General features: G+C 70.5%; 16 protein-coding genes. 1 reads left to right on the top strand and 15 read right to left on the bottom strand.

Annotated elements, in window-relative coordinates; translation table 11 throughout:
- Positions 1-38: 38 nt before the first annotated feature.
- The 8 genes from ACQPYY_RS02395 to zapE form a co-directional block, all read right to left on the bottom strand.
- The gene (locus ACQPYY_RS02395; protein ID WP_433592621.1) at positions 39-467 is read right to left on the bottom strand and encodes a hypothetical protein; all 429 of its coding nucleotides are present in this window, start codon (positions 465-467) and stop codon (positions 39-41) included.
- Positions 464-1,738: a DUF58 domain-containing protein gene (locus ACQPYY_RS02390; protein WP_379106068.1), complete on the bottom strand. Its 1,275-nt coding sequence runs from the start codon at positions 1,736-1,738 to the stop codon at positions 464-466. Before ACQPYY_RS02390 ends, ACQPYY_RS02395 begins: the two co-directional genes overlap by 4 nt.
- Positions 1,739-1,745: 7 nt before the next feature.
- Positions 1,746-2,708, bottom strand: coding sequence for an AAA family ATPase (locus ACQPYY_RS02385; RefSeq protein ID WP_379106070.1), 963 nt, complete (start codon positions 2,706-2,708; stop codon positions 1,746-1,748).
- A 20-nt stretch (positions 2,709-2,728) separates the two neighbouring features.
- The gene (locus ACQPYY_RS02380; RefSeq protein ID WP_379106072.1) at positions 2,729-3,229 is read right to left on the bottom strand and encodes a hypothetical protein; all 501 of its coding nucleotides are present in this window, start codon (positions 3,227-3,229) and stop codon (positions 2,729-2,731) included.
- Positions 3,230-3,278: 49 nt separating this feature from the next.
- Positions 3,279-4,196 carry a DUF4129 domain-containing protein gene (locus tag ACQPYY_RS02375; protein ID WP_433592620.1) on the bottom strand — a complete coding sequence of 306 codons (918 nt, stop codon included), beginning with the start codon at positions 4,194-4,196 and terminating at the stop codon, positions 3,279-3,281.
- Positions 4,197-4,502: 306 nt separating this feature from the next.
- Complete coding sequence (locus ACQPYY_RS02370) at positions 4,503-5,969, bottom strand: UDP-glucose dehydrogenase family protein (RefSeq protein WP_433594550.1); 1,467 nt, start codon at positions 5,967-5,969, stop codon at positions 4,503-4,505.
- A 2-nt stretch (positions 5,970-5,971) separates the two neighbouring features.
- A complete protein-coding gene (locus tag ACQPYY_RS02365; protein ID WP_433592619.1) occupies positions 5,972-7,090 on the bottom strand; it encodes a glycosyltransferase family 4 protein in 1,119 nt (372 codons plus the stop codon).
- A 269-nt stretch (positions 7,091-7,359) separates the two neighbouring features.
- Positions 7,360-8,328 carry a cell division protein ZapE gene (gene zapE / locus ACQPYY_RS02360; protein ID WP_433592618.1) on the bottom strand — a complete coding sequence of 323 codons (969 nt, stop codon included), beginning with the start codon at positions 8,326-8,328 and terminating at the stop codon, positions 7,360-7,362.
- Positions 8,329-8,407: 79 nt separating this feature from the next.
- Between zapE and ACQPYY_RS02355 the strand changes: the two genes are divergently transcribed.
- The gene (locus tag ACQPYY_RS02355; protein ID WP_433592617.1) at positions 8,408-9,025 is read left to right on the top strand and encodes a TetR/AcrR family transcriptional regulator; all 618 of its coding nucleotides are present in this window, start codon (positions 8,408-8,410) and stop codon (positions 9,023-9,025) included.
- Here ACQPYY_RS02355 and ACQPYY_RS02350 read toward each other — a convergent pair.
- The 7 genes from ACQPYY_RS02350 to ACQPYY_RS02320 form a co-directional block, all read right to left on the bottom strand.
- A complete protein-coding gene (locus ACQPYY_RS02350; RefSeq protein ID WP_433592616.1) occupies positions 9,009-9,317 on the bottom strand; it encodes a hypothetical protein in 309 nt (102 codons plus the stop codon). The genes ACQPYY_RS02355 and ACQPYY_RS02350 overlap by 17 nt on opposite strands.
- Positions 9,318-9,462: 145 nt before the next feature.
- The gene (locus ACQPYY_RS02345) at positions 9,463-10,638 is read right to left on the bottom strand and encodes a lipid-transfer protein (protein WP_433592615.1); all 1,176 of its coding nucleotides are present in this window, start codon (positions 10,636-10,638) and stop codon (positions 9,463-9,465) included.
- Positions 10,635-11,048, bottom strand: coding sequence for a MaoC family dehydratase (locus ACQPYY_RS02340; RefSeq protein WP_357275795.1), 414 nt, complete (start codon positions 11,046-11,048; stop codon positions 10,635-10,637). The genes ACQPYY_RS02345 and ACQPYY_RS02340 overlap by 4 nt, the downstream gene beginning before the upstream one ends.
- The gene (locus tag ACQPYY_RS02335) at positions 11,045-12,010 is read right to left on the bottom strand and encodes a bifunctional MaoC family dehydratase N-terminal/OB-fold nucleic acid binding domain-containing protein (protein ID WP_379106085.1); all 966 of its coding nucleotides are present in this window, start codon (positions 12,008-12,010) and stop codon (positions 11,045-11,047) included. Before ACQPYY_RS02335 ends, ACQPYY_RS02340 begins: the two co-directional genes overlap by 4 nt.
- Before the next feature lie 18 nt (positions 12,011-12,028).
- Entirely contained in the window at positions 12,029-13,198 is a 1,170-nt protein-coding gene (locus tag ACQPYY_RS02330; RefSeq protein WP_379106088.1) for an acyl-CoA dehydrogenase family protein, read from the bottom strand.
- Complete coding sequence (locus ACQPYY_RS02325; RefSeq protein ID WP_433592614.1) at positions 13,183-14,250, bottom strand: acyl-CoA dehydrogenase family protein; 1,068 nt, start codon at positions 14,248-14,250, stop codon at positions 13,183-13,185. The genes ACQPYY_RS02330 and ACQPYY_RS02325 overlap by 16 nt, the downstream gene beginning before the upstream one ends.
- Positions 14,251-14,275: 25 nt before the next feature.
- Positions 14,276-16,426 carry an acyl-CoA dehydrogenase gene (locus tag ACQPYY_RS02320; RefSeq protein WP_433592613.1) on the bottom strand — a complete coding sequence of 717 codons (2,151 nt, stop codon included), beginning with the start codon at positions 16,424-16,426 and terminating at the stop codon, positions 14,276-14,278.
- Positions 16,427-16,518 lie beyond the last annotated feature (92 nt).

The raw sequence follows: 16,518 nt of genomic DNA, 5'->3' as shown, positions 1-16,518 counted from the left end.
GTCCCGCACGCGAATTCGAAGCGATTTTCGCCGGGACGCTAGGCGGCCGGGTCGCTCGACAGCCCGCGCACCAGCATGGCGTACAACGCGATCACGGCGAACGGCGCGAGGATCGGCACCCAGGTCAGTCCGGCGGGCAGCACGGTCGCCGCCCCGGCCGCCACGGTGAACAGGAGCGCGCCCGCGACCGACGGAATCGTGGTGGGCACCACGCCCGCCGGGGCCGACACGGTGGCGATGTTCAGCAGGTAGGTGGTGGCGACCAGCCCGATGCCGCCGGCGACCAGCGCCCCGGTGCCGACCCAGGTCAGCGCCGCCATGGCGGCCAGCACGGCCAGCACCGCGCAGACCCGCCAGCGCCAGCCCGCCGCGGCCAGCACCGCCACCGGCAGTGCGGCCCAGGGCAGGACGACGGCCACCGCGCCCGCGAGCAGGACGCCGGACAGTACGGCCAGGAACTTCGTCATCGGCGGACCCTCACGGTGCGGCGGTGTTCGGGCAGCAGCCGCATCACCTGGTCGAGCCGGGTGTCCTCGGGCCAGGGCACGATGTCGACGCCGACGGTGCCCATGTCGCGGTACATGGAGGTGCGTTCCAGCTGCCACATGCGGGCGAGCGTATTGTCCAGGCCCTCGCCGAACGGCGGCCCGCGCAGCACGTCGATCACCACCACGACGTGGCCGCGTTTGCGCAGATCGATGAGGGCCAGGGCGAATTGGGTGTCGAGCAGCGTCGAGAAGGCGACGATGACCGCGCCGATCGGGACCGCCGAGTGCGGGGCCAGCGAGCCCTGCATGCCGAGGTGCTCGTCGCCGACGTCGAGGACCGCGTCCACGATGCGATAGAACTGGCGGCGGCCGATATCGGGTCGCAGCCAGCGCGGGTTGCGGCCCAGGCACACCACCGCGGTACGGTCACCGGCCTGCAGCGCGGACTGCGCCACCTGGGCGGCGCCGCGCACCGACAACTCCAGCGACTCCGAGGCCGGGCCGGGGGCCTGCATCGAGGTGTCCACCAGCACCACCACGTCCGCGGCCCGGTTGGTGAAGCGTTCGGTCACGAACAGCTGCCCGCGCCGCGCGCTCACCGGCCAGTTGACGGTGCGCAGCTGGTCGCCCGGGGTGTAGGCCCGGATATCGGCGTACTCCACGCCGGGCCCGTGCCGCCGGGTCAGGTGCGAACCCATGCGTTCGGGAAGTTCGGTGCGCGGCAACCGCATCCGCTGCGGGTCGGTGATCGGGTAGATGTACAGCTCCCCCGCGGGCAGCCGCACCGAGGCCACCGCCAGTCCGGCGGGGCTGAGCGCGGTGATCCGCATCGGCACCGGGTACCGGCCCCAGCGCGCCGCCGACAGCGCCAGCCGCAGCCCGGCCGGGGAGACGCCGGAGTCGACCGTCTCCTCGACGTGGATCTCCATGTCCGGCAGGGGTTCCGGGTGCAGCCGCAGCAGCGCGTGACCACTCTCCACGAAGGCGGCGGCGGTCAGCACCACCTCCTCGGTCTCGAAGCAGCGCAACACCCCGGACCCGTCGATCTGGATCCGGGTGCGCGACTGCTGCAAGGGCGCGGAGGCCAGTACTCCGAGCATGGGCGCGGCGAACACCACCAGCTGCCATTTGCCCAGGGTCACCGCCAGCACCAGGGCGAGCGCCGACACCGCGGCGAGCATGAACACCAACGGCGCGGGCCGCCAGCGCAGTTCGGCCTCGACGGAGGCGGTGGTGTCGCGATGCTTCATGCGTGCCTCAAGCGGTGGTGGCGCGCGGGACGGGCAGGCGGCGCAGCAGTTCGGAGATGACGTCCTCGCCGCGGATGCGACGCACCCACATCTCGGGGCGCAGCGTGATGCGGTGCGCCATGGCGGGAATGGCCAGCGCCTTCACGTCCTCGGGGACCACGTAGTCGCGGCCTTGCAGCAGGGCGCGGGCGCGGGCCATCTGCACCAGGTCGAGTTCGGCGCGCGGGCTGGCGCCGACCTCCACCTGCGGGTGGCCGCGGGTGGCGGAGGCGAGCGAGACCACGTAGCCGACCACATCGGGGTGCACGGTCACGAATTCGACGGACTGCCGCATCTCCAGCAGGCCCTCGGCGTCCACCACCTGCCCGATCTGGGCGGGTTGCGTGCCGCGTTCGAGGCGGCGGCGGATCATGTTCATCTCGTCGTTCTCCGACAGGTACCCGAGCCGTAGCTGCATGGCGAAACGGTCGAGCTGGGCCTCGGGCAGCGGGTAGGTGCCCTCGTACTCGATCGGGTTGTCGGTGGCGAAGACGATGAAGGGGTTCGGCAGCGGGAAGGTCTCACCGTCGATCGAGACCTGGCCCTCGGCCATGGCCTCCAGCAGCGCGGCCTGGGTCTTGGGCGGGGTGCGGTTGACCTCGTCGGCCAGCAGCATATTGGTGAACACCGGGCCGCGCCGGAAACTGAAACGGCCCGAATGCATGTCGTAGATGGTGGAGCCGATCAGGTCGGCGGGCAGCAGGTCCGGGGTGAACTGCACGCGGGTGAAGTTCAGCCCGAGCGCGGTCGCGAAGGAGCGCGCGATCAGGGTCTTGCCCAGGCCGGGCAGATCCTCGATCAGGATGTGGCCGCCGGACAGCACCGCGATCATGATCAGCTGCAGCTCGTCCCGCTTGCCGACCACGACCCGGGATACTTCGCGCAGTACGGCGTCGGTGCGCTTGATGGTCACGTCCATCGGTGATGTCATGGCAACTCTCGCATCTCATCTCACATGTCTTGTAGCCGACGCAGGATCTCGTCGAGGGCTTCACGGCCGGGTGCGCGATTGACCTCGTCGCGCAGCGCCGAGTTGGCCGGGTCCACCCACCGCCACAGTTCGGGGCCGAACTGCAGCTGTCCCGCCACCTCGAGGGCCCGGCGGTTCTTGTTCATCCGATGCCCGCTGGTCAGCTCGAATTCCTTGGCCAGCAACGGCCGCAGGTGCCGGTCCCAGTCGGCGCGGGTGCCGTCGGACCGGTCGGCCAGCATCGTGGCGCGCGCCTGCCAGCGGCGCAGCATCTCGACGGGGCCGTTGTCGATGTCGTTGTCCTCCTCGACGGGTGCGAGCCGCCGCGACCGCTCGACCAGCGTCCACACCAGCAGTCCGAGTGCGCCCGCCACCGGAATGCCGGTGAGCAACGGCAGCAGGTCGCGCTGATTGCCGAGCGCGACGAATTCGAACACCACCACCAGCACCACCGCGCCGGTCACGATCGCGCCCCGATTCATGGCCGATCCCCCGTTCGGTCCCACCAGATCTCCCCCGCCACAACAGCTTTCATGCGGCCAGCCCCTGGAGATCTGCCAATACGATACGCAGCAGCTGCTCGGCCCGCATCCGCTGCCACTCCAGCATGGAGTGCGGACTGAACCGCGCCTCCTCGAACAGCGACACCAGTTCCCGCGCCGAGGCGTCGTGCAGGAAGCCGCGGTCGAAGGCTCGCGCCAGCACCTCGGAGGGGGTGTCGGAGGCCAGCGGCGCGACCTCCCGCGCCTGCGCCAGACCGCCTTCCATGGCCACGTAACAGGCGATGATGGCCGTGCGCGGATCCTGTCCGGGCGCGATCATGGCGGCCAGGCCCATCTCGGCCACCTTGGCCAGTGAGACCGCCTCGGTGGGGCTGGGCTGCGGCAGCGGGGTGCGGGTCAGGGCGGGCCGGCGGTTCGAGTTGACCGCCACCACGACCAGGCCGGTCATGGCGATCAGCACCAGCACGGTGGCGGTGATGCCGACCAGCAGCAGCGCGGTGCCGCTCAGCGACGGCTCCGGCACCGAGTCCGCCGAGGGCGCGGTGGTTTCCAGCGGTTCCGTGGTGCCGGGCGTCGCGGTGGGCTGGGTTCCGCTCTCGTCGTGCCGTCCGGGGGTCACCAGGTAGATCGACAGCACCGCGGTCACGATCAGCGCCAGCGCCGCGACGCCGACCACCACCAGCAGCCCGAGCCGCCGCAGTCCCGGGACGCGCACCAGGTTCTCGCGATCGGGTTCGGGCATGGCGAGCGGCAGCCGGTGCCGGCTGTTGATCACACCCGCCACCAGGATCACCATCGAGACCAGCAGCAGCACCGGCATCAATGCCAGCGACACCGCCGACGACGGATGCGGCGCCGCGGGTCCTCCGGTTCCCGGAAGGTACCCGCGCAGTGCGACGACAGCCAGCACGACGAGACCGATCAGTGCGATCGTCCGCGTTGCCACCGTCCCCACCCCAGTCACGACCACTCCTAACCAGAGTCCAGCAGAAACAGGCACATAGTTACATGCCAAGCGGTTCGTCAGGACCAAAATCGGGAAGCTGGAATCACATACCCGCCGCGCATAAATCCCCCACCTGCGCGGCGAACATCACCAGCCCCGAAAACCCAGGTCATCCCGGGCGCGCCGGGCAGCCGACACGCAACCCCACTTATCACCATCGGTGGTGGATCGCGGGCAGCGCGGCCCGCCCGCGAGATCGAACGGGCGGTACCGGAGCGGGACCGGGAGGGCCGGAATCGACAGCGGTCAGGCCGTGCGGCGCACCCGGGCGCGCAGGCGCGTCAGCGGCGACGGCTGCGGCAGGGCGCGGGCCGGTTCGGCCACGTCCCGCACCGCCGTCGGACCCGGGTAGGAGCTCCCGGCCGCAGCGCCGACCGCGCCGGCGGCCGTCCGCGGCTCCACCAGGCGGCCCAGGGCGCGGAAGTCCCAGCCCGCGGCCAGCCACGGCTCGGGGTCCAGGGTGTTGCGGGCGTCGATGATCACGCGCCCGCGCGCGACCGCGCGCAGGAAACCGGGGTCCAGCTCCCGGAATTCCCGCCACTCGGTCAGGTGCAGCACCACGTCCGCCTCGTGCAGGGCGGCGGCCGGGGTGGCCGCGAACACCAGCTGCGGCGCCACCGCGCGCGCCGGAGCCGTCGCGGCCGGGTCGAAGACGGTCACCTCGACGCCCGCCGCGTGCAGCCGCCGCGCCACGTCCAGGGCCGGGGAGTCGCGCACGTCGTCGGAGAGCGGCTTGAAGGCCGCGCCCAGGATGCCCACCCGGCCGGTCGGCCGGTGCTCGCCGCCCAGCAGTTCGAGGGTCTCGCGCACCACACGCTCGCGGCGACGCAGGTTCACCGCGTCGACGTCGCGCAGGAACGCCACCGACTCCCCGGCGCCGAGCTCGGTGGCGCGGGCGATCAGGGCGCGCACGTCCTTCGGCAGGCAGCCGCCGCCGTAGCCGAGACCGGCGCCCAGGAACTTGCGGCCGATCCGGTCGTCGTGGCCCAGCGCGTCGGCCAGCAGCGTCACGTCCGCGCCGGTCAGATCGCACAGCTCGGCCATGGCGTTGATGAACGAGATCTTCGTCGCCAGAAAGGCGTTCGCGGACACCTTGATCAGTTCCGCGGTCGGCAGGTTGGTGATCACCACCGGCGATCCCCCGGCGATGGGGGTGGCGTAGACCTGCCGCAGCGCCCATTCGGCGTCCGGGGTGGTCACGCCGAACACCAGCCGGTTCGGGTGCAGGGTGTCGTGGACGGCGTGCCCCTCGCGCAGGAACTCCGGGTTCCAGGCCAGATCCACCGAGATGCCCTCGGGGGCCAGCTCGGCGATGCGCGCGGTGAGCGCCTCGGCGGTGCCCACCGGCACCGTGGACTTGCCGACGATCAGGCAGTTGCGGGTCAGGTGCGGCACCAAGCCGTCCAGCGCGCTGTAGAGCTGCGACAGGTCCGCGGCCCCGTTCACGCCGGGCGGCGTTCCCACACAGAGGAAGTGGACGTCGGCGAACTCGGCGGCCGCGACCAGCGAGGTGCCGAAGCGCAGGCGGCCGTTGGCCACGTGCCCGGCCAGCAGGTCCGGCAGGCCGGGTTCGTGGAAGGGCACCCGCCCGGCCGACAGCGCCGCGGCCTTGGCCGGGTCGTTGTCCACCCCGAGCACGTCGAATCCGAGTTCGGCCATACCCGCGGCGTGGGTGGCGCCCAGGTAGCCGGTGCCGATGACGGAGATGCGCAGCATCAGGATGCCTCCTTGGCAGCCGGGACCTCGCCCGGCACCGGGTCGGACCGCAGCGCCGAATCGGGCTGCGCGCGTTCCGCGATCACCTCGCGGTAGTGGCGGATGAGCAGGTCGTTGACCGCGGCCCAGGAGCGGTCGCGCACGCTGCGCACCGCGGTGGCCGCGGTCTGCTCGCGCAGCCGGTCGTCCTCGACCAGGCGGCGCACCAGGGCGGTCATGGCATCGGCGTCGCCGGGCGGGTAGAGGAATCCGGCGCCGGGCGTGATCACGTCGATCGGGCCGCCGGACTTGGGCGCGACCACCGGCACCCCGGAGGCCAGCGCCTCCTGCGCTGCCTGGCAATAGGTTTCGTGGCGGCCGGTGTGCACGAAGACGTCCAGCGAGGCGTACGCGGCGGCGAGCTCCTCACCGTGCAGGACGCCGAGGAATTCCGCGTCCGGCAGCAGCTTGCGCAGCCGCTTCTCCTCCGGGCCGCCGCCCACGACGACCAGCCGCACGCCGGCCAGCGGGCGCAGCGCGGCGAGCAGCTCGAGCTCCTTCTCCGGCGCGAGCCGTCCGATGTAGCCGATCAGCGCCTCACCGTTGGGGGCCAGGCGCTTTCGCAGCTCCTCCGAGCGACGGAAGGGCCCGAACTGCTGCAGGTCCACGCCGCGCGGCCAGCGACCCAGGCCCGGGATGCCCATCAGCTCCAGCTGGCGCAGGCTGGCGGTGGAGGGCGCGAGGGTGCGGTCCACCCGCAGGTGGATGCGGCGGGTCAGCGCGGTCATCGCGCGCACGCCGCCGGGCAGGTCGTAGCGCAGCGCGAAACCCACCAGATCGGTCTGATAGATGGCGACCGTCGGAATCCCGAGTTCGCCCGCGACCTTGGCCGCCTGATAGCCCAGTGTGGCCGGGGAGGCGATGTGCACGACGTCGGGCCGGAATTCGCGCATGATCTTGCGCAGCCGCCGGCGGGTCTCGAGCCCGATCCGGAAGTCCCGATAGAACGGCAGCCGGGCTCCGCGCACCACGTGCACGCGGAACCCGGCGTATTTCGCCGGTCCGGTCGGGGCCACCAGTGTGGCTTCGTGACCCTTGGCGGCCAGATGATCCAGCACCCGCCGCACGGAGTTGGTCACGCCGTTGACCTGGGGAAGAAAGGACTCGGCGACAACCAACACCCGCAAGCGGGCGCTGTTCCGGATATGGGGGCTACTCGGTCTGCTCGGGTTCCGCGGCGCGGAATCCCTTGCCTGCTCGCGGATTCGCATCGGTCCCCTCCGGTTCGGTGCAGCTCCTGACGCCACGGTAGGAAGCGGCCCGAAACCCGAGCCCCCCTCCGCATGGCCGGGACGTGAACCGTGCGCGTCGATCTCCCCGGCCAGTTCACCGGGGCTTCGCCGAACGGCTATCGAGCCTCGAGATTGGCCGGTTCCCGCAGCTCGCCGAGGCGGCTGAGGGTGCGGTAGAGATCGGGAACCCGCCGCACCTCACCGCCGAGTTCGGCCAGCGGGACCTCCGCGAACACCGACAGTTCGAGGTCGGCGTCGTAGAGCACGTCGACCAGGTTCACGAAGCGCATCACCCAGTCCGGCGGGACCGTGCCCAGCGGCGGGACGTCGCACACCACCCAGGTGTGGAGGTCGGCGGTGAGTTCGAGGAAATCGGCGGCCGACACCGGGATGCCGCACAGTTCCGCGAAATCGACGGTGATCACGCCGTTTTCGATCGTGCGGGCGTGCAGCTGCCGGTGGGCGACCGGAAGGTCCACGGCCCCGGTCTCGGGACAGGCGCCGACCACGTAGTGCCCGGCCGCGAATCCGGTGTGCCGCCCGCCGAGCGTGCGGTAGTCGGTCGGCCCGTTCACCGACACCACGTCGAGGTGCTCGAGGATGCGGTCGATGGTCGGCGCGAACAGGGGGTGCAGGTAGGGATTGGGCAGCAGGTCGTGCGGCGGGTAGTTCGAGGTCACCACCAGCGTGATGTGCCGGGCGAACAGGGTGTCCAGCAGCCGGGCCACCAGGCGGGCGTCGCCCGAGTCGTGGACGTGGAATTCGTCGAAGCAGATCAGCTCGGCGTCGCCCAGCAGCGCGGCGGCCGAGGCGTCGATACTGCCGTATTCGTGGATGCCCGCGTTCAGCCGCGCGAAGAAAGCGTGGAAGTGGTAGCGCCGCTTGCGCGTCGTTCGCACGGACTCGAAGAAGCGGTTCATCAGCATGGTCTTGCCGCGGCCCGGCCCGCCGTACAGGTAGAGGCCGCGCGGCCCGTGCTGCCCGACAGGGAACCGCCACCGCTTGCCCACCCGGGCGGCGATGGCGTCCAGCCGTTCGGCGGCCTGCCGCTGGTCGGCATCGAGCACGATCTCCGGGGTTTCCATTACGACCTCCCTGCATCCTCTACTGCTGTAGAGCGTCCTCTATAGTTGTAGAGGATCGCGAAGCCGCAGAGGAGCGAAAGTGACCACTCCCACAACCGATCGGCGCAGTCTCATCGTGGACAGCGCCATAGATCTCATTGCCGCCCAAGGACTCCGGGCTCTGACCCACCGAGCCCTGGACACCGCGCTGGAACTGCCCGCGGGCTCGACGTCGTATTACTTCCGCACCAAACGCGCGCTCATCGAGGCTGTCGTGGACCGCATCACCACTCGCTCCCGCACCGATTTCACGGCCGGACAAGGCGGTCTGATCACCCCCGCGGCACTGCCGGGCACCCGCGAGGACATCGACCTGGACACGCTCGCGACCGGCATCGCGGGCTGGCTGGACCACCTACTGGCACATCGCCGCAACCATCTGATCGCGCGGCAGGCGCTCATTCTCGAACTGCTCGGCGACACCGAACTGCGGCCACGACTGGTGCGCAGCCTCTTCTCCCACCAGCACGCCACCGGCCTGTTCGAAACCTTGGGCGCGGCCGAACCCGCCACCGCCGCAGCCGATTTCATCGCGGTCATCGAGGGCCTGGTCTTCGACCGCTTCGCCGGCGCCCGCACCGAGATCACACCGGGCACCGCGGCGAGCGTCGCGCAACTGAAAGGCGTACTCGCCGTTCAGCTCAGAGGTTCTTCGTAATCGTGATCCGGGTGTCGGGCCACGGCGGCCGCTTGATCACGGCCGCGGTCGCGAACGCCGCCGCGATCAGCCCGGTGAGCACGCCGAGCAGCGCGACCCTCTCACCGTTGGCGGTGCACACCCACTCGACGTTCCCGCCGCTGACCACGAACACGCCGCGCGCCCGCGGCCCGAAAAGCCCGGGCTCGGTCACGGTGATGACCGTGGTCCCGTCCGGCGTCTCGTGCGGCTCCCCGAATACCGGCGCGCCACCCAGCGGCGACAGCTCGTTCAGACGGTCTCGCAAGGTCATGACAAACCCTTCCCCACAGGCGAATCCCGTCCCAATGTACGCCGCCCACGGAAATGCGGAAGTCCACCGGCGCGTCAGCGCCGGTGGACTTCCGGTCCCCTCTTCGCGAGGTCACCCCTCGAATCGAGGTCGGGTTCGATCGAGGTCAGTTGGCGGTGAGCACCAGGCCCGAGGTCGGGACGCCGGTGCCGGCGGTCACCACGATGTTCTCCAGGCCCGGGACCTGGTTGACCGAGGTGCCGCGGATCTGGCGGACGCCCTCGGCGATGCCGTTCATGCCGTGGATGTACGCCTCACCGAGCTGGCCGCCGTGGGTGTTCAGCGGCAACCGGCCGCCGATCTCGATGGCGCCGTCGGCGATGAAGTCCTTGGCCTCACCGCGACCGCAGAAGCCCAGCTCCTCAAGCTGCATCAGCACGAAGGGGGTGAAGTGGTCGTACAGGATGCCCGCCTGCATGTCCTCCGGACGCAGACCGCTCTGCGCCCACAGCTGGTCGCCGACCAGGCCCATCTCCGGCAGACCCGTCATACCGTCGCGGTAGTAGCTGGTCATGACGTACTGGTCCGCACCCGAGCCCTGGGCGGCGCCCGCGATCAGCGCGGGCTTGTTGGGCAGATCCTTGGCCCGCTCCGCGGAGGTGATGACGATGGCCACGCCGCCGTCGGTCTCCTGGCAGCAGTCCAGCAGGTGCAGCGGCTCCGCGATGTAGCGCGAGGCCTGGTGCTCCTCGAGGGTGATCGGCTTGCCGTAGAAGTGGGCCGCCGGGTTCACCGCCGCGTGCTTGCGGTCGGCCACCGCGATGCGGCCGAAATCCTCACTGCGCGCGCCGTACACGTGCATGTAGCGGCGGGCCACCATGGCCACCTGCGCGGCCGGGGTGCCCAGGCCGTGGGTGTAGGAAAAGCCGTTGTCGACGCCCGAGGAGCTCGGGTTGCCGGTCGCCAGGTGAGTGGCGAACTGGCCGAAGCGGTTTCCGGAGCGCTCGTTGAACGCGCGGTAGGCCACGACGACATCCGCGATCCCGGTCGCCACCGCCATGGCGGCGTGCTGCACGGTCGCGGCGGCCGCGCCACCGCCGAACGGGATGTTGGAGAAGAACTTCAGGGACGGGATACCGGTGGCGCGCGCGACGGCGGCCTGGGTATTGGTGTCCATGGTGAAGGTCGTCAGGCCGTCCACGTCGGCGGGGGTCAGGCCCGCGTCGGCGAGGGCGGCGGTGACCGCCTCGGCGGCCAGACGCAGTTCACTGCGGCCGGAGTCCTTGGAGAAGTCGGTCGCGCCGATGCCGACGATCGCGGCTTCGCGGCTCAGCCCGGTCACTGTGCCTCCTGCAGGGAGATAACGGCTTTCGCCGTGATGTGGTCGCCGAGCGAATCCTTGCCGACCACGTCGATGGTGACGGTCGAGCCCTCGACGGCCGAGACGGTGCCGGACAGGGTGAGGGTGTCACCCGCGTACAGCGGCACGCCCAGGCGCAGCGACAGCGACTTGACGATGGCCGTGGGCCCCGCCCAGTCGGTCACGAACCGCTGCACCAGACCGGTGTCGGTGAGGATATTGACGAAGATGTCCTTGGAGCCGCGCGCCAGCGCCTTGTCGCGGTCGTGGTGCACGTCCTGGAAGTCGCGGGTGGCCAGCGCCGTCGACACGATGAACGTGGTGTCGGCGTGGATCACCAACTCCGGCAACGTGGTTCCGACCTGAACGGCCGACAGTTCGACGGTTGTCATTTGACGGCCTTCCAGTAGGGCACGGTGTTGTCGTCGTCGAGCTTCAGGAACGCGGCCTCGACCGGCATGCCGACCGCGACGTCGGCCGGGTCGACCCCGGTCAGCTCGCCGAGCATGCGCACGCCCTCTTCCAGCTCGACCAGGGCGATCACGTACGGCAGCTGCCGTCCCGGCACGCGCGGGGCGTGGTGCACCACGAAGCTGAAGACGGTGCCGCGACCCGAGGCCACCACGTAGTCGGTCTGCTCGGAGTGGTGCTTCCACAGCGCCGGAACCGGCGGATGCTGCAGCGAGCCGTCGGGCCGCTGCTGGATGCGCAGCTCCCCGGCTTTGACGCCCTCCCAATAGAACTCGGTGTCCTTGGAGACGGTCGGCCGCACGCGCTTGGCGAGATCCTCGGCCGAGACGCCTTCGGACTCCTTGGGGGCCTCGGTCTTTCCGGTCCCGGGCGCGAACTTCAGCATCCGGAACTTCATCTCGGTGACCAGTTCGTCGCCCACGTACCAGTTGGTGAGGTAGGTGGTGAACCAGCCGTCGCCGAGCCCGGTCTTCTTGGGGCCCACGATGTCACCGATGCTGGACCGCACCGTCACCTGCTCGCCGAGCTGCAGGTAGCGGTGGTAGACCTGCTCGCAGTTGGTGGCGACCACCGAGGTGAAACCGGCCGCGTCGAACAGCTCGTTGGTGCGGGTCATCGGGTCGTCGTCGGCGCGGACGCCGCCCAGGCCCAGCATGGTCCACACCTGCGCCATGGCCGGCGGGGCCACGATGCCGGGGTGCCCGGCCGCCCGCGCGGCGGCCTCGTCCACGTAGATCGGGTTGGCGTCGCCGAGGGCCTCGACCCAGTTGTTGATCATCGGCTGGTTGATCGGGTCGCGGCCCGCGCGGGGCGCGGACTCGCCGTCGGCCTTGATCTTCTCCAGGCCGTCGCGGATCTCGTCGGCCGTGAAACTCTTCGTCACGCTCTGCTCCTCTGCGATCTAGCGCGGCACCCGCGGCAGCCGCAGGCCCATCTGAGCGATCAGCTCGCGCATGACCTCGTTGACACCGCCACCGAAGGTCACCACCAGGTTCTGCTTGGTGCGGCGGTCCAGCCAGACCAGCAGTTCCGCGGTGGCCGGGTCGGCGGGATCACCGAAGCGGCCCACGATCTCCTCGGCCAGGCGGCCGGCTTCCTGCAGCGCCTCGGTGGAGAACACCTTGGTCGCCGAGGCGTCGGCGATCACGTCGCGCGGATCGGCGTCGGGGCGTTCCATATTGGACGCCACCTGCCAGTTCAGCAGTTCGTTGAGCCGGGTCATGGCGTGCAGGCGGCCCAGCGAGCGGCGCACCTCGGCCTGACCGAGCACGCCCTGCTTCTGCGCCCACTCGCGCACCCGCTCGTAGAGCTGCTCGATCTTGCCGGACGGGCCCAGACTGACCCGCTCGTGGTTGAGCTGGGTGGTGATCAGCTTCCAGCCGCCGTCGACCTCGCCGACGATCATGTTCGCGGGGACGCGGACATTGTCGAAGTAGGTGGCGTTGGTGTGGTGCGCGCCGTCGGCGGTGATGATCGGCGTCCAGGAGTAGCCCGGGTCCTTGGTGTCCACGATCAGGATCGTGATGCCCTTGTGCCGGGACTCCACGGTGCCGGTGCGGACGGCCAGCCAGACGTAGTCGGCCTCGTGCGCGCCGGTAGTGAAGATCTTCTGGCCGTTGACGATCCAGTCGCCGTTGGCGTCACGCACCGCGGAGGTGCGCAAGGCCGCCAGGTCGGTGCCGGCGTCCGGCTCGGAGTAGCCGATGGCGAAATGCACGTCACCGGTGAGGATTCCGGGCAGGAACTTCTGCTTCTGCTCCTCGGTGCCGAACGACTGCAGCGCCGGGCCCACGGTCAGCAGGGTCACCAGGGGCACGGGCACATCGGCCCGGACCGCCTCGTTGTAGAAGATCTGCTGTTCCAGCGGACCGAAGCCCTGGCCGCCGTACTCCTTGGGCCAGCCGACGCCGAGCTTGCCGTCGCGGCCCATGCGCTTGACCACCGCGCGGTAGGCGTCGCCGTGCCGGTTCACCAGCATCTCGGCCTCCTCTTCGGGAGTCACGAGACCGGTGAAGTACGAGCGCAATTCGTCGCGCAGTTGCCGCTGTTCCGCGGTCAGTTCGATGAACATCTGGCTCCCAAACGGTCCAGCCGGAACGATTCGCCGCCGAGCCAGCGGGCGATGTCCTTGGCCTGTGAGTAGTAGCGGTGCAGCGGGTGGGTGATGTCGACGCCCAGGCCGCCGTGCAGGTGGTGACACTGCTGCATGGCCGCGGGCAGTTCCGAGGCCACCGTGTACGCCAGCACGTCGAGATCGTCGTCGATCCGCTCCAGGTGCTCCGTGCTGGGGTCTTCCTGGGCGAGCGCCCAGGCCGCCGACAGCGCGACCGCGTGCAGGGTCCGCGAGACCACGTACACATCGGCGATCTGCTGCGCGACCGCCTGGAATTCGGCCAGCGCGCGGCCGAACTGCTGACGAGTGCGCACGTGCTCGGCGGTCAGCCGGACAACGCCCCCGAGCAGGCCGTCGGCCACCGAGCCCAGGCCCGCCAGCGCGTAGCGGTGCAGCTCGGTCAGGCCGCCCGGCAGCAGCTGCTCGGCCGGAATCGCGACGCCGTCGAAGCGGACCGAGAACTCCGGCACGCCATCGGACGTCGGGCTCGCGGTGCGGGTGATGCCGGCGGCGTCACCGTCGACCACGGCCAGGCCGTTGTCGGTGGGCACCAGGATCCAGCGCGCGGTGTCCGCGTAGGGCACCGCCACCTTGGCGCCGGTGACGCGCACGGTCGCGCCGTCGCTCACCGCGGTGGTCTCGGGCTTCACCGTGAACGGCGCGCCGGTCTCGTGCAGGGCCGCGGTCAGCACCGCACCCTCGGCCACGGCCGGGAACACCTTCTCCGCCAAGGCATCCGGCAGGCCGATCGCCTTCAGCGGCAGCACCCCGAACGCGAGGGTGGCCAGGGCGGGCACCTGCGCGGCGTCGGTGGCCAGCTCGGTGAGCATGGCCGAGACCTCGAGCAGACCCATATCGTCGCCGCCGAAGCGCTCGGGCAGCGGCACGGCCAGCAGACCGCTCTCCGCGATGATGGGCCAGAGCGCGGCATCGCGTGCGCTTTCACGCTCCAGCAAACTTACGACAACCTCGGCGACAGCGTCCTGGCTCTCGTCCCTGGTGAAGTCCAATTCAAAGCTCCCGGTTGAGTGTGGGCTAGCTGCTCGACTCGCGAGGCAGCCCGAGAATCCGTTCACCGGCGACGGTCAACAGAATCTGTTCGGTACCGCCAGCAATCGACAAACAGCGTGTGAGCAGGAATTCCTTCACCACAGGGGTTTCCAGAGCGCCCGCGACACCGGACAATTCGACGGCGAACTCGGCCACCGCCTGCCGGTGCCTGACACCGACCAGTTTGCGCACACTGCTCTCCGCGGCGGGGTCCCCGCCGGTCAGCAGCTTCCGGGCCGCACGGGCCTCCAACAATGTTCCCGCAACCGACTCCGCGACGAGTCCGCCGAGCCGATCCGCGACCAGTTCGGCGCCCGGGCCCGAGACCGGCGCGGCGGCGATCAACGCCTCCAGCTCGTCGCCGATTCCCTTGCCGCCCATGGCCACCCGCTCCGCCGACAGCGTCGAGCGCGCGATCTTCCAGCCATTGCCGAGCTCGCCGACCAGGCAGTCGTCCGGCACGAAGACGTCGTCGAGGAACACCTCGTTGAAGCGCGCCTCGCCGGTGATCTCCACCAGCGGCCGGATGTCCAGCCCGGCGCTCTTCATGTCGACCAGGAAGTAGCTGATGCCCTTGTGCTTCGGCGCGGACGCATCGGTGCGGGCCAGGCAGATACCCCAGGTGGCGCGATCGGCCAGCGAGGTCCACACCTTCTGACCGCGCAGCTTCCAGCCGCCCTCGACCCGCTCGGCCACCGTGCGCAGCGCCGCCAGGTCCGAACCGGCGCCCGGCTCGGAGAAGAGCTGGCACCAGATGACCTCGCCGGTCAGCGTGGGCAGGGCGTAGCGCTCGATCTGCTCGGGAGTGCCCCACTGCAGCAGGGTCGGGATCGCCCAGTTGGCGATCGCGATGTCCGGCAGCGTGATCCCGGCCTTGCGGACCTGATCGTCGAGGCGGGTGCGCAGCAGCGGGCCGGCGCCGCGACCGTAGGGCGCGGGCCAGTGCGCGGCGATCAGTCCGGCCTCGGCCAGCGCCGGCCGCTGTTCGGCCTCGGGCAGGGCCGCGATCTTGGCCAGGTCGGCCTCCAGCACGGCCGCCTCGGCGGTGTCCAAACCGCCCGTCTCCCACTCCGATTCGGCCTCGCCGCCCAGGTCGATGCCGACGGTGCGGCGCACGCCCGCCAGGGTGAGCTCGGTGACCCGGGCCCGCCAGCGCGCGGTGCCGCCCAGCAGCTGCCGCAGCGCGGTGGCGCGGCGCAGGTACAGGTGGGCGTCGTGCTCCCAGGTGAAGCCGATGCCACCCAGGACCTGGATGCAGTCCTTGGCGTTCTCGACCGCGGCGTCAAGGGACATCGACAGCGCGACCGCGGCGGCCAGCGGGAGCTCGGCGCTCCCGGCGTCCGCGGCGGTGGCGGCATCGGCGGCCACCGCGCGAATCTGCTCGACCCGGCACAGCATCCAGGCGCAGATGTGCTTGACGGCCTGGAACTCGCCGATCCGGCGGCCGAACTGCTCACGCACCTTCGCGTATTCGGTGGCGGTCTCCAAAGCCCAGCCCGCGATGCCCGCCAGCTCGGCGGCGACCAGGGTGGCGGCCAGGTCCAGCACCGAGAAGCCGGGCTCGAACAGCCGGTCCGCGGCCACGGTGACATCGGTGACGACCACGCGGGACAGCGGCACGCTCTGGTCGATCGCGTCCAGCGGCTCGACGGTCAGTCCGGCGGCGTCGGCGTCGATCAGCGCCCACAGGTGGCGGTCGCCGTCACGCACCGGAACCAGCACGGCGGTTCCCGGCGCGGCGCCCGGAACCGAGTCCCACGCACCGGAGACCACGGCGCCCGAAGCGCTCGCCGAGATCGCGATTTCGCCCTCGAGCGCGACGCCGCATGGCGTAGTCTCGTCGAGCGCCTCGCCGACGACGAGACCTGCCAGCGCCGTCGCGAGAACCGGTCCGCCGACGAGGTCATGCGCCGCCTGTTCGACCAGGACGGCCAGGTCCCCGACGGTGCCGCCCGCGCCCCCGGCCTCTTCCGGAACCGCGACCCGGAAAACCCCGAGATCGGCCAGGCGCGACCAGTATTCGCGCCAGAAATCTGGTGCGCCGGAGCGCATTGTTGCAATTGGCTGCACCGCCGACGCCCATCCGCGCATCGACTCCTGGACGGCTTTATGCTCGTCAGTGGTGGCTATGGTCACAACCCCTACCTTCTTCCCGGCGTGACTTCCACTCCTAGAACATGTTCTAATGTTCGAGCCGGGCGGAAGTCAAGCGCCGTCCCGACGACGCG

The sequence above is a fragment of the Nocardia sp. CA-145437 genome, from assembly GCF_050956485.1.
Classification (GTDB): domain Bacteria; phylum Actinomycetota; class Actinomycetes; order Mycobacteriales; family Mycobacteriaceae; genus Nocardia.
The sequence above is the reverse complement of the archived record's forward strand: the minus strand, read 5'-3'. Positions and strand labels throughout refer to the sequence as shown.